Origin of the sequence: Brucella sp. NBRC 12950, assembly GCF_030268145.1 — a bacterium.
Classification (GTDB): domain Bacteria; phylum Pseudomonadota; class Alphaproteobacteria; order Rhizobiales; family Rhizobiaceae; genus Brucella.
On sequence record NZ_BSQC01000011.1, the window covers coordinates 29276 to 42882 of the forward strand.

Consider the following 13607-nt stretch of genomic DNA (forward strand, 5'->3'; position numbering starts at 1 on the left):
ACGATTAACGTTCAACGCAATAGCTTTGCTCACTGGATTGCTCCTCCCGCGCCATTCTCGTTATTGCCAGCGGCAGCATTCGGATTTTCGCGTGCGTTTTCAGGTTCTGTGTCTGGCGGCAGCAAATAGCTAGTCACCGACTGGTCCTTGACCAGATAGCGGCTTGCCGCATCTTTGATCTGCTCGACGGTGACACCCTTGATCACATCCGGCCATTTCTGAATATCTTCGATACTCATGCCGATGGAGAGAGTGGATCCATAAATCCGGGCCATACCGGACTGGCTGTCCCGCGCGAATGTCACTGCCTTAAGAAAGCGATTGCGCGCCTGATCAAGCTCGGTCTGTGTCACACCCTCCTTGATGATACGGGCAACTTCGGCATCAACTGCCTTTTCAACATCGGCCAGCGTCTTGCCGTTTTGCGGTGAACCGTAAACCGAGAATGTGCCGTCATCGAGCGGATCGCCATCATAGCTGGCACCCGTATTGGATGCGATGCCCTGCTTGACGATCAGTTCCTGATAAAGACGCGAGCGCAGTGACCCGCCAAGAATTTCGCTCAGCAGGTCGAGTGCCGGCGCGTCTCCTGCCTTCACATCCGGGAATCGCTTCTCATTGGAATAAGAGGGCACCAGCCATGACATGCGGAACGACGGTGTGCTCACACGATCATCATGCAGCGTCACGACGCGGGCTGCGTGCTTTTCCGGTTCCTGCGGGCGCTCACGAGGCAAAACATCAGCACGCTTCGGGATTTTGGCCCAAGTTTTCATAACGAGATCACGGACGCGCTCCGGCGTTACGTCACCTGCAATAACCAGTGTCGCATTATTCGGCGTGTAATATTGCTGGTAGAAATCCACCGCATCTTTCAGGCTGAGCTTTTCCATTTCCTGTCGCCAGCCGATAACCGGCACACGGTAAGGATGGTTGTAGAACAGCACGGCATCGGTGTTTTCCATCAGCATCGCTGCGGGATTTGAATCGACGCGCATACGACGCTCTTCAAGGATCACCTCGCGCTCAGTCGTCACGGCTTCTTCATCGAGAACCAGATTGGCCATGCGATCCGATTCATATCCCATCACCATTTCCAGCGCGTCAGGTGCAACGCGCTGGAAATAGGCCGTGTAATCATACGAGGTAAACGCATTTTCCTGACCGCCAATCGCTGCAATCTTCGCGGAGAACTCTCCAGCCGGATAGGTCTTGGTCCCCTTGAACATCAGATGTTCAAGAAAATGCGCAATGCCGGATTCACCGGGAGCCTCATCAGCTGAACCGACATGATACCAGATCATCTGCGTGACCACCGGCGCGCGGTGATCCGGAATAACGACGACCTTGAGGCCGTTTTCCAGCGTGAAGCTGCTGATATCTTCAGATTTCGTGATTTCTGGCAGATTTGCTTGTTCTGCAGGCTTAGCAGCCTCAGTCGCTACAGCAGGTGCAGGCGTCTGCGCCCGGACCGAACCTGTTGCAAGCGGCAGAGCCAGCGCCAAACCAAGGGCGGTGGACAACAAATAGTGCCGGAGTGAGGGGTTATTCACCAAACGACATCTCCAATCAGTTTCATTCCGCCCTGACAGCTATGAGATGTCTGGCGAGCGGCAAGACCTGTATTTATATTCAATGTGTCTCCGAAACCGGTCGCCCGGGTTCGGATATATTTTTATCCCGATCAGAGCCCATTTTGATCTGACTTCATCAGATCGGTGCCCTGATTATCTGCTTTTGCGCATCTTATCCGAAAACCGTTTCACACTTTTTCGGGATGCGCTTTCAACTGGATGAGGCGGATAATGGTGCCACCATAATTCCGCTCTTCATGAACGACGAATCGTTCATCCAGTTCCAGCGATGCTTCCGCTTCCTCTTCAAGCACGATAAGTGCGTCAGGATTAAGCCAACTACCTTCCAGTGCAGATAAAAGAGCCTTTTCCCCCATGCGGCGACCATAGGGTGGATCAGCAAATATCAGATCGAAAGGCTCCATCGTGCCCGCTTCACCAAGCTTGCAAGCATCGCGGCGCAGAACCTTGGTCTGGCCCTGAAGACCGAAAGCTTCGATGTTCTGTCGAAGAATGCCGCGACCTTCCGCAGATTCTTCGACGAAGACCGCATAGCGAGCGCCGCGAGATAGCGCTTCGAGTCCGAGCGCGCCCGTTCCCGCGAAGAGATCCAGCACGCGACCGCCGTCCACCTTATCGGGAAAGCTATGCGCGAGAATATTGAAGAGGCTTTCGCGCGTGCGATCCGTCGTTGGACGGATCGCATTTGTTGCAGGAGTTACGAGCGCGCGCCCGCGGAATTTACCGCCGACGATCCGCACCGCTACCCCCTGGCTTGCCACCACGTGGCTTTCCATCGCCGGACCGGCCATTGCTCGGCTTTCCGCCTGAACCGCCACGATCCGGACCCTTGCCAAACCCTCCTGGACCCTTCGACGGGTTACGACCTTCGCCAGAACGTGGTCCGCCACTGCGCGGGCCACGATCCGCGTTTCCGGCGCCAAAACGGCCTTCACCACGCGGACCTGAAGGCTTGCCGAAGCTGCGACCTTCATAACCACCCGATGATCTCTCACCGCCTTCGGCCTTCAACTCGGCGCGCTCGCGCTTACCCGGACGGCGTTCCTGCTTGCGATCATCACGGCCTTCCGGACGTGGACTGCGACCCTCTTGCCGACCCTCAGAACGACCTTCATAACGGCGCGGACGATCCTCGCGACCTTCTTCTCGTCGCTGATCACCATCCCCAAAACGGCGTGGGCGCTGCTGAAAATCACCTTCACCACGTGGGCTACGGCTTGCAGGACGTCCTTCTGAACGACCCGCTGGCCTGTCGGAACGCCCTTCTGAACGGCCCTCAAAACGACGCGGACGATCTTCACGGCCTTCATCACGGCGCTGATCACCTTCTTCGAAACGACGCGGACGAGACTTGAAATCGCCTTCAGAGCGGTTTGCGCGTTCACCGCGAGCGGTAGCACGCGCGGCTTTTTCTGCTGCAGCTTTTTCACCCTGTGGGCGTGCGCCGGAGGCCATCCAGACATTCACCCCACCACGACGACGCGGTTCGATCTTGTCTTCTTTCTTTTCTGGAAGCTTGCGGCGCTCAGGCTGGCTCGAAATCCATTCACGCTCGCGTGGCTGGCGGCGATACTCGCCCTCCTGCTCACGCGGCTCGCGCTGTTCCATCTCGCGCGCAGTACGGCCCTGAACAACGGTGTTGGAGAATTCATTCAGAATTGGCGCATCGAAGTCCGCGCCAGATTCTTCTACGAGTTTTTCACCCAGCTGATCGCGCAAAATGCGGCCGCGAATTTCACGCACGCCACCTTCTTCAAGATCACCGAGCTGGAAGGGACCAAACGAAACGCGGATCAGCCGTCCAACAGTCAGGCCCAATGCGCCGAGAATGTTCTTAACTTCGCGGTTTTTGCCTTCGCGCAGACCAATCGAAATCCAGACATTAGCACCCTGCTCACGCTCAAGCGTCGCTTCGATACTGCCATAAAAGACGCCATCAACGGCAATGCCGTTTTTCAACTCGTCAAGCTGCACCTGCGTGACCTTACCATGGGCGCGGACGCGGTAGCGACGCAGCCAGCCGGTCGACGGCAGTTCTAGAACACGCGACAGACCACCATCATTGGTGAGCAACAGCAGCCCTTCGGTATTGATATCGAGACGTCCGACAGAAAGCACACGTGGCATTTCAGCAGGCAGCGCTTCAAATACGGTCGGGCGGCCCTCAGGGTCACGGTTGGTGGTCACAAGGCCCGCAGGCTTGTGATACAGCCACAACCGCGTGCGCTCAGCCTGCTTCAACTGCTTGCCATCGACTGTGATGACATCCGTGCGCTTTACATTGATCGCCGGTGTGTCGAGAACCTTGCCGTTCACCGAAATACGGCCTGCCGCAATCATGGTCTCTGCTTCGCGGCGCGAAGCAATACCGGCACGGGCCAAACGCTTGGCAATGCGCTCGCTGGTATCTTCACCCTCCTGCGGAGCACGCGATCCGAATTTGCGCGGCGCTCCGCGATCGTCATCACGACGCGGTCGATCATCGCGTGGCTTGCCGTCGCGAAAACTATCGTCGCGGGGACCGGAGCGTCGCTCACCGCGTTCGCCACGCGTACCGCTTGGGCGGTCACCGCGGCCTTCGCCACGTCCATGCGGGGGACGTCGACCGCCTTTGTTGTCGTCTTCTGTGCTCATCTGGTATTGGCCTTTCAGCAGCGCCGCCGTGTCGTCTTTCGCCCCTTTTCAACTGGGAAAGAGCTGTCCGGTCAAAAACGCCGTATAAATCCGTTCGTAAATCGGTTTTGATTTCGTGACTTATGCAGTAACAAATCGCTCATTAGCTTGCGAGCGAAATTTCCCTATCTTGGCTATGAAATGAGGTCGGTTTGAAAAAGGATGCAGATATTTCATCCCAGATATCAGTAAATCCAATGCAGATCGCCCTCCAAGAGGCCAAATCTGCAGCGCTGCGTGGCGAAGTGCCAATCGGGGCCGTCATCGTGCATGAAGGAGAAATCATCGCCAGCGCAGGTAACCGAACCCGCGAGTTGAACGACGTCACTGCCCACGCGGAAGTGCTTGCAATTCGACATGCCGGCGAATTTCTCAAATCCGAACGCCTCCCCGATTGTGATCTTTACGTAACGCTTGAGCCTTGCGCTATGTGTGCCGCAGCAATCTCCTTCGCTCGTATTCGGCGGCTTTATTACGGTGCATCTGATCCAAAAGGCGGTGGTGTTGAATATGGGCCACGCTTTTACACGCTGCCCACATGCCATCACGTGCCTGATGTTTATGCCGGATTTTCCGAAGAAGAATCCCAGAAACTGCTCAGAGAGTTTTTTCGCGAGAAGCGGTAGGCAAGCTTAATTAACGACACGGCGACCAGTCATGTGACGCAGCGTATTATCGCGCAGCGCAAAATGGTGCACCAATGCCATGAACACATGACCAACAATTACAGCGAGCAAAACCCAACCCAGAAGACCGTGCGCCGCATTGCCTGGTGCGGTCAGTGCAGCATTTTGCACACCAGTCTGTTGGAAAACTTGGATGCCGAATGCAGAAAACCCGCGACCGCTCCCGTAACTGCGCAGTAACGCAAGCGCGGGAACTGCAAACATCAGTATATAAATAACCAAATGCCCCGCCGCGGCGAGCTGACCTATCGCGCCCTGCTTTCGTGGCCGCTTGGATAGGTTCAGCAAACCCCACACTCCACGCAACAACACAAGTATCAACAGGGAGAAGCCAATCGTGTGATGGGCAGACCAAAAGAAACCGTAGGCTGCACTATCCTTTATGAAAACCCGCAGAATGGCAGATATGAATTGCCAAAGGAAAAGGACGGCCATGAGCCAATGAAACACACGACTGATGACGCCGTAACCATTGAGGCTATCCCAAATCTGATTTGTTTTATCCATTACTGTACCCTGGTTTCCGAAAAGCAGCAGGATACGCTCTGACAGAATAGTTTCGTTGATTGAAATCAAATATTGGTTAGAATAACCAACATTAAAAATATTTAATATTTGAAAAGAACCGTCACAGAACAACGTCATTTTAATGACAAGCCGCGAAGTAAATAACAAAAAAAGCCGGAAGATTGTTTCTTCCGGCTTTCTGATTTTTAAAAAATTATACTATAGTATTAGTTCCAAGGAAGCAGATCACGCCAGCTCTTACTTCCGCCGCCAGCAGCTTTCTTACGCTCGCGTTCTTTCTGCGATTCATCCTGGCCCAATTCACCCACAGCTGCCGTCGATGCGGGCTGACGGTAACCGAGAGGCGGTTCACTGAGATAGCGGCGCGTTGTGGACGAGCCTTGCGTCTGCGCTTCACGCTGCTTCTTCAGCTCAGCAACTTTCGCTGGATCAAATGTCGGCGTACGGGATTCATAGTCTTCGCGACGGCTGTTACCGCTTGGAAGAGAAGCCCGAAGATTATTGGCAACCGCTACGTCCTGTTCAACAGGCGAAACAAAGTTCGGGTTGTCGCGATTTGCAGTGATTTCATCACGCAGACGTTTACGGCGCTGCTCTGGTGATTCTGGCCACGAAGGATCACCTGCGCTTGCAACGCTTTCCTGCGGAGCAGGCAGCGAGCCCTTGTCGCCCTGAGCAGGACGCACAAGATCAGGACGCGGCTTGTAATCGATGCGTTCTTTTTTCTTGCCCTGACCGAAGCTGGCCATGTTCGACATGTCGTCGAGGAGCTGCGCACTCGCCGTTTTGTCGGTTCCGTAGGTCGGCGACGATACACATCCAGACAGTGCGAAACCCGCAACCGCCGTCATCAATACCAGAACTCGTCCTTCAATCTTCATTAGCGCCACTTCTTTTACGCCTGTCGATTTTCTTTTCGTCAAAGGCTTCTTTGTCACCCTTGCCGCAAGAAACCGGCAACTCCAAGGCAGATTGCAAGTTTATCTCAAGGAGAGCCTTGTACATGAGAGCATCTCTACGGGCAATCGCGATATTAACCGCTATTTCACCATGCTCTCACTCATCAAGGCAAGCCCTGTCGTGAAAAAGCCCGGACGCGCGATGCATCCGGGCATTATTATCAGGCTGAAAGCCGTCCGAGAGCCTTCAATTCATGCAGCGCAGCCGCGTCACGGGCCGAGACTTCCGGGAATTCCGCGTCCGAACCGACGTCGGTTGTGTATCGCCACGAACGCGCGCACTTCTCACCTTCTGCACGAACAGGAACGACCGCAACGCCCTTGACATCATCAAGCGTGAAAGCCTCAGCAGTTGCTGCAGCATCTGTAAGTGAGATGTCGCTGGTGATGCAGATTTCAGCGAAATCCAGACCTTCAAGCGAATCGGCGAGGCTCTTGTCAGTAATGTGGACAACCGGAGCTGCCTCCAGCGAAGAACCAATGCGCTTGTCTGCGCGTTCCAGTTCCAGCGCACCCGTAACAACGCGGCGAACATTACGAACCTTGCGCCACTTTTCAGCCAACACGTCATCGCGCCATTCAGCTGGAATCGCACGGAACTGCTCCAGATGCACCGATGTCGACTGTGGATAGCGGTCAAGCCATGCTTCTTCCGTGGTGAAAGGCAGCATTGGCGCAAGCCAGGTGGTTACGCGAACGAAGATTTCCCGCACAGTTTGAAGGGCGGCCTTGCGGCGAACACTCGACGGCGCATCGCAGTAGAGAGCATCCTTGCGGATATCGAAGTAGAAAGCCGAGAGTTCGACATTCATGAAGTCGATCAATGCACGGGCAATGCGCTTGAAATCAAACGCGTCGTAGCCTGAGCGGACAACCTCATCGAGTTCGGCAAGACGATGCAGCATCAACCGCTCGAGTTCCGGCAGATCAGCGTGAGGCAAGGTTTCGCCTTGATCATGGGCGAGCGTGCCAAGCATCCAGCGGATCGTGTTACGCAGTTTGCGATAGGCGTCGATATTGGTCTGAATGATATTCTTGCCGAGACGCTGATCTTCCCAATAGTCGGTGGTCATCACCCACAGACGCAGGATGTCAGCGCCAGAATCCTTGATCACATCCTGCGGCGTGACAGTGTTTCCAAGCGATTTTGACATTTTCTTGCCGTTTTCATCCATGGTGAAACCATGGGTAACGACAACGTTGTAGGGCGCGCGGCCACGCGTTCCGCAGCTTTCCAGCAGCGACGAATGGAACCAGCCGCGGTGCTGGTCAGACCCTTCAAGATAAACATCGGCAGGCCACTTCATGTCCTCACGATCTTCGAGCGTGAAAGTATGCGTCGAACCAGAATCGAACCAAACGTCGAGAATGTCGCGAACCTGCGTCCAGCCCTCATTTGCGCGGCTACCGAGGAAGCGTTCACGCGCACCTTCCGCAAACCATGCATCAGCACCCTCTTGCTCGAAAGCTTCGAGGATGCGCTTGTTGACGGCATCGTCCTGCAGGATATTGCCTTCTTCATCCGCGAAAACGCAGATCGGTACGCCCCAAGCCCGCTGACGCGAAAGCACCCAGTCCGGGCGACCTTCGATCATTGAGCGCAAACGGTTCTGACCGGCAGCTGGAACGAAGCGGGTTTCCTCAATGGCCTTGAGTGAGCGCGAACGCAGCGTGGTTCCATCGCCGAGGTTCTTGTCCATATAGACGAACCACTGCGGGGTGTTGCGGAAAATAACCGGCTTCTTCGAGCGCCATGAATGCGGATAGGAATGCTTCAGACGACCGCGTGCAAAAAGTCTATCATGCGCGATGAGCTGCTTGATGACAGCCTCGTTTGCATCGCCCTTCTTGCCGTTATCATCGATAACACGCGCGGCACCGCCGTCGCGATCCGGACCAAAGCCAGGCGCATCCTTGGTGTAATAACCGTCATCGCCGACCGGGAAAGGAATGCTTGGATCGATACCGCGCGCTTCCAGCTCGCGAGCATTGTCCATCCAGGCTTCAAAATCTTCACGACCGTGGCTTGGTGCGGTGTGAACAAAACCCGTGCCGGCATCGTCGGTTACGTGGTCGCCGGAAACCAGCGGCACTACAAACTCATATCCGCCGCCGAAGCCCTTAAGCGGATGTGAAAGCTCATTTCCTGCAAGTTCTTCGCTCGAGACATCGCGCAGACGCTTGAACTCAAGCTTAGCTTTCTTGGCGCATTCTTCAGAAAGCTTGTCAGCAAAAACCAGCTTTTCGCCGGGCTGAGGACCGAAATCGTTCTCGGCAGCGACAACTTCGTACAGACCATAGGCAACGCGCGAGGAATAAGCCACCGCACGATTGCCCGGAATGGTCCAAGGGGTTGTAGTCCAGATAACAACGGAAGCGCCTGCCAGATCGCCAGTTCCGGCTACCGCGAACTTGACCCAGATCATATCCGACTCGATGTCGTGATATTCGACTTCGGCTTCAGCAAGTGCCGTGCGCTCGACAACCGACCACATGACCGGCTTCGAGCCGCGATAAAGCTGGCCAGTGACAGCAAACTTCAGGAGTTCGCCAGCGATCCGCGCTTCCGCATGGAAGTTCATGGTCGTGTATGGGTTTTCGAAATCACCGCAGATTGCAAGGCGTTTGAACTCTTCCGACTGGACTTTGATCCAGCCCGCCGCGAACTCACGGCATTCCTTGCGGAACTCGTTGATTGCGACTTCGTCCTTGTTTTTGCCCTGTGCGCGATATTTTTCTTCGATCTTCCACTCGATCGGCAGACCATGGCAATCCCAGCCCGGAACATAGTTCGAGTTGAAACCACGCATCTGGAACGAGCGCGTGATCACATCTTTGAGGATCTTGTTCAGCGCATGGCCGATATGGATATTGCCGTTTGCGTAAGGAGGGCCGTCATGCAGGACGTAAAGCGGACGGTCCTTGGCGTCTTCACGCAGCTTTTTGTAGAGGTTCATTTCCTCCCAACGCTGCACAAAAAGCGGCTCGCGCTGCGGCAGGCCTGCGCGCATCGGGAACTCGGTCTGCGGCAGATTGAGGGTTTTGGAATAATCGATCTTGTCGGTCATTTTACGCTTGCCTGTCATTCCCGCATGTTTTGATACGAGGGGAATATGCTTTGAACGGTCAGGAGGCTGCCAAACGCAGCCGGGAAAACTCAGGAGGCTGCGAGGCACAGCCGGTCGCTCCCGGACCTTCCTGCCATGCGCCGCTTAAAAGCAGCGCCATCAAGGCTTAGAGGAAGGCCGGGCCAATAATTCGTATAGCCGTGCCGATGTGCCGAAAATCCGTCATCATGGGCACGCTTTTAGCAATGACCTTCGCAGGAATAAAGAGGCAGGGCGCAATAAACTTGCAGCCCTGCCTCCGAAAACTTTACAGATTGACCGGATTTTTATCAGTCGAGCGAGAAATCGAAACGATAGGTCGCAGATACGCCAACCATAAACTGGTTCGGCGAACCGTGCTGCTTCACGATGCTCGAATCCTTTGCCGGACCCTGAAGACGGCTATATTCGCCAAACAGACTGGTATCGATCTTGTCAGTTGCTTTCCAGGTGATGGCGCCGCCAACACCGACCGATTCCCAACCGCCACCCGGACGATATTCCTTCACACCCGATGCAACAGCTTCCTCAGCCGTTACGCCATAATAGGTCTTGAAGTAATCCTTGGAGGCGAAGGTTGCACGCGGGCCAGCCGAAACACGAACGACAGGCGTTACGTCATAGAACGCATCGGCGGCAACATCAGCGACAACACCCTTGTGCGCGCGAATACCATGACGCACTTCACCGCGGACACGCAGCCAGTCAGTTGGGTAAACATCGACGAAACCACCGGCTTCGCCGCCGAACTTGGTTTCGTGAAGACCATCAATCTTGGTGTCGCGCTCGAACATCAATTTACCGACAGCACCAACACGGAAGCGATCCTGATCTATGAGTGCAAAAGAGACATTGTCATTGCGCGATGAAAAGCGTTCTGCCTCACCCTGACGGCCAAGCGAAATCAGAGGCTGCGCTGAAAACCTATACTTGTTGGAACCTTCGAACTTCGGAGCAACCAGGCCAGCAGCACCCACCTTGAGATACCAGTCGCCAGACCAGAAATACTTGCGAGCCGGCTTGGCGGGTTCCGCAGCATAAACGTCTGTCTGCTGCATATCTGCAGCAACGGCCGAGAAAGAACCCACGAACAATGCAGCGCCTGTAATAAAGGCAAGGGAGATACGCGTCACATGAAACTCCGATAAACAGCGCCCCGGAAACTTTAGGGGCATTTAATACTATGTGTACGGAATATGTAAAATTAAACTTAAATCTCAGGTAGAAATTACTACAGGCTTTTTCGCAGCATGACTCTCAGAAGTGGAAATCCATTACGCGTCAGAACCGCCGTGGTAGCTAAGCTGGAAAGGATAGTAGACGATCCAGTGCGGATATCGGTTGTGCTCCCGCGAGGATCGCGCGCGCTTCTTCTTCATCCCGTTTCATTTGAACAATCAGCGGATCAAGACCGTCGAATTTAATTTCACCGCGCAGATAGCCAAAGAAAGAGACTTCAGCAACTTCGCCATAAAGCTCGCCTGCAAAATCGAAGACGAAAGTTTCAAGCAACGGCTTCCCATCACTGTCAACAGTCGGACGACGGCCAAAACTTGCGACACCATCGCGCAAACTGCCGTCCGCCCTGCGGAAACGCACAGCATAAATGCCATGCTTCATGCTCACATGATCATCGATTGTCATATTGGCGGTTGGAAATCCAAGCGTGCGACCAAGCTTCTTACCGTGAATAACTTCTCCGCTCACACGATAGCGATAGCCAAGAAGACCTGCCGCTTCGGAAACCGCACCATCGCATAAAAGCGCTCTGATGCGCGTGGAGGAAACGACATTTCCGCCCTCGTCGCTGAATGCATCCACCAGAGAAACACTGAACCCCGATACCTCTCCGGCTTCCACGAGGAATTGCGGTGTGCCACGGCGCCCCTTGCCAAAATGGAAGTCATAACCTGTGACCACGCAATTGGCGTGCAAACGCTCGACCAGAATATTGCGCACAAAGTCTTCAGCAGATTGCGCCGAAAAATCTGCTGTGAACGGCTGCTCCACCACAGCGTGGAAACCCATCAGTCGCAGAATTTCGGCTTTTTCGACGGCATCGGTCAGGCGCTCAACAGGCTCGTTGGGCTTGAAGAAACTGCGCGGGTGCGGCTCAAAAGTCAGAACAACAGCAGGCAACCCATCCCGCTGAGCAATTTCAAGCGCACGCTCCAACACTGCCTGATGGCCACGGTGAACACCATCAAAATTGCCTATTGCCACAACGCAATCACGCAATGTGAGCGGCAATGCATCCGTTCCTGAAAGGCGCTGAAAAGCAGGTTTTGTCATGGTCGAAGCAGGTTCTCGAGGCGGATGTCAGACGAGTGCGTAGAGCGAGGCGATTGGTGCATGGCCATGCTTTTGCAGAAACGCGTTCATTCTCTCGAAGTCGACATTTCCATCAGCTGTGTAATCCGCTGCATGAACACCACCGGAAATATAGAGCACATCGAGCCCATAATCAGCGGCGCCCTTAACATCTGTCAACACTCCGTCGCCGATCCCGAGGATACGGGTCTTTTCAACAGGCGAACCACGAATTTCTTCAACCGCTTTTGCAGCAGCTTCGTAAATCGGGCGATGCGGTTTGCCTGCAATCAGCGTGCGACCGCCAAGCTGACCGTAATCGCGCGCCAGCGCGCCGGCACACCAGATCAGGCGCGGTCCGCGTTCAACCATAATATCCGGGTTTGCGCAGATGAAAGGCAGATTGCGCGAACGAAGACGTTGCAGCAGCTCCGCGTAATTTTCCGGCGTCTCGGTTTCATCGTCATAAAGACCCGTACAGACGACGCCCGAAGCTTCGAACTCTTCAACAAGCTCGACATCCAGACCTTCATAAATCGCCAGCTCACGTTCGCTACCGATATGGAAGACCTTGCGCGGACCTTCAATAATGAGATCACGGGTCACATCGCCGGACGTGACCACACGGTCATAGGCATCTTCCGGCACACCGAGCAACGTCATCTGTGCAATAACGCTGCCAAACGGACGTGGTGCATTGGTTACGAGAATAACCGTTATGCCCTTGGCGCGCGCACGCTTTAAAGCCTCGACAGCAGGTGCAAATGCAACTTCACCATTGTGCAACACACCCCAGACATCACAGAAGATCGCATCATATCCGTCCGTCAGATCGTCTAGGCGCTCAGGCAGTTTCATCACTATCCTCTAGTATTGTGGTCCGGCATATACCGGCAAAATAAGGAGCCCGACCGTTCCATGCTCAAGCAAACAGTCGACTTTGGTGAAGATGCGTATGAGGCATCCTGCGAATTCCTCTACTAGAATGCGCCTGATCTGTCACCACGCTTGAGCCTATCTGCGTCCAAATGCACGCCCGGATGAACGCATTGTGTTTGAACGATAAGTCTTCCTGCAATCAGAGGTCGTTAACCAAGCCTGCCATTTCCTGGATATAACCCGCCACAGGTGCTTATTTTTCCGCCCGCCTTGCCAGCCATCTGTATAGTCCCCACATTGCAGGCAACAGGACGCCGATGCCTGTGACAGGCTGATTTTCAGAATTTATTTTCTGCTCTGTCAAAAAACGGCAACGATCCTTGACAAAGAATAGGACCAGTTCTATCTCTTTGGCACGTTAGCACTCGGACAGATGGAGTGCTAACAAGCGCGGATCGGTTCGATCCGTTAACAGGGTTCAACGTCTATAACACCAAGGGTTATACCATGGCTGATATCAAGTTCCGCCCGCTTCATGACCGCGTCGTCGTTCGTCGCGTTGAATCGGAAGCTAAGACCGCTGGCGGGATCATCATCCCTGACACCGCTAAAGAAAAGCCGCAGGAAGGCGAAATCGTCGCTGTTGGCGCTGGCGCTCGTGACGAAGCAGGCAAGCTGATCGCTCTCGAAGTTAAGGCTGGCGACAAGGTTCTGTTCGGCAAGTGGTCGGGCACAGAAGTCAAGATCGGCGGCGAAGACCTGCTGATCATGAAAGAATCCGACATTCTCGGTATTGTTGGCTAATCCCTCTGGTTCGCGCCGGTTAGGCGAAGCCACAGATTAGTTTCTACCTCAATATCAACTCACCAT

General features: G+C 54.5%; 12 protein-coding genes. 2 read left to right on the forward strand and 10 right to left on the reverse strand.

The window, feature by feature from the left end:
- Positions 1 to 29: 29 nt before the first annotated feature.
- The 3 genes from QSJ70_RS18155 to QSJ70_RS18165 form a co-directional block, all read right to left on the reverse strand.
- The gene (locus QSJ70_RS18155) at positions 30 to 1553 is read right to left on the reverse strand and encodes a M16 family metallopeptidase (protein ID WP_285538491.1); all 1524 of its coding nucleotides are present in this window, start codon (positions 1551 to 1553) and stop codon (positions 30 to 32) included.
- 209 nt (positions 1554 to 1762) lie between these two features.
- Entirely contained in the window at positions 1763 to 2335 is a 573-nt protein-coding gene (gene rsmD / locus QSJ70_RS18160) for a 16S rRNA (guanine(966)-N(2))-methyltransferase RsmD (protein WP_039860516.1), read from the reverse strand.
- Positions 2316 to 4229 carry a pseudouridine synthase gene (locus tag QSJ70_RS18165; RefSeq protein ID WP_285538494.1) on the reverse strand — a complete coding sequence of 638 codons (1914 nt, stop codon included), beginning with the start codon at positions 4227 to 4229 and terminating at the stop codon, positions 2316 to 2318. Before QSJ70_RS18165 ends, rsmD begins: the two co-directional genes overlap by 20 nt.
- A 236-nt stretch (positions 4230 to 4465) precedes the next feature.
- On the opposite strand from QSJ70_RS18165, the gene QSJ70_RS18170 reads away from it, so the two are divergent.
- Entirely contained in the window at positions 4466 to 4894 is a 429-nt protein-coding gene (locus tag QSJ70_RS18170) for a nucleoside deaminase (RefSeq protein WP_445558152.1), read from the forward strand.
- Between the two features lie 6 nt (positions 4895 to 4900).
- Here the strand turns inward: QSJ70_RS18170 and QSJ70_RS18175 are convergent, their stop codons facing one another.
- The 7 genes from QSJ70_RS18175 to QSJ70_RS18205 all read right to left on the reverse strand — a co-directional run bounded on the left by QSJ70_RS18175 (position 4901) and on the right by QSJ70_RS18205 (position 12716).
- Positions 4901 to 5461, reverse strand: coding sequence for a cytochrome b (locus tag QSJ70_RS18175; RefSeq protein WP_285538739.1), 561 nt, complete (start codon positions 5459 to 5461; stop codon positions 4901 to 4903).
- Positions 5462 to 5688: 227 nt separating this feature from the next.
- Positions 5689 to 6363, reverse strand: a complete 675-nt coding sequence (locus QSJ70_RS18180) for a hypothetical protein (protein WP_215777444.1) — start codon at positions 6361 to 6363, stop codon at positions 5689 to 5691.
- Positions 6353 to 6487, reverse strand: coding sequence for a hypothetical protein (locus tag QSJ70_RS18185; RefSeq protein ID WP_256443858.1), 135 nt, complete (start codon positions 6485 to 6487; stop codon positions 6353 to 6355). Before QSJ70_RS18185 ends, QSJ70_RS18180 begins: the two co-directional genes overlap by 11 nt.
- Positions 6488 to 6602: 115 nt before the next feature.
- Positions 6603 to 9509, reverse strand: coding sequence for an isoleucine--tRNA ligase (ileS, locus tag QSJ70_RS18190; RefSeq protein WP_285538497.1), 2907 nt, complete (start codon positions 9507 to 9509; stop codon positions 6603 to 6605).
- A 329-nt stretch (positions 9510 to 9838) separates the two neighbouring features.
- On the reverse strand, positions 9839 to 10723 hold the full coding sequence (locus QSJ70_RS18195; RefSeq protein WP_285538499.1) for a MipA/OmpV family protein: 885 nt from the start codon (positions 10721 to 10723) through the stop codon (positions 9839 to 9841).
- A gap of 124 nt (positions 10724 to 10847) precedes the next feature.
- Positions 10848 to 11840 (reverse strand): bifunctional riboflavin kinase/FAD synthetase, encoded by a 993-nt coding sequence (locus tag QSJ70_RS18200; protein ID WP_215777450.1) that lies wholly within the window; start codon positions 11838 to 11840, stop codon positions 10848 to 10850.
- A gap of 27 nt (positions 11841 to 11867) precedes the next feature.
- Positions 11868 to 12716: a TIGR01459 family HAD-type hydrolase gene (locus tag QSJ70_RS18205; protein WP_215777452.1), complete on the reverse strand. Its 849-nt coding sequence runs from the start codon at positions 12714 to 12716 to the stop codon at positions 11868 to 11870.
- A gap of 528 nt (positions 12717 to 13244) precedes the next feature.
- On the opposite strand from QSJ70_RS18205, the gene groES reads away from it, so the two are divergent.
- Positions 13245 to 13541 (forward strand): co-chaperone GroES, encoded by a 297-nt coding sequence (gene groES, locus QSJ70_RS18210; RefSeq protein ID WP_006472506.1) that lies wholly within the window; start codon positions 13245 to 13247, stop codon positions 13539 to 13541.
- The last annotated feature ends 66 nt before the right edge of the window (positions 13542 to 13607 follow it).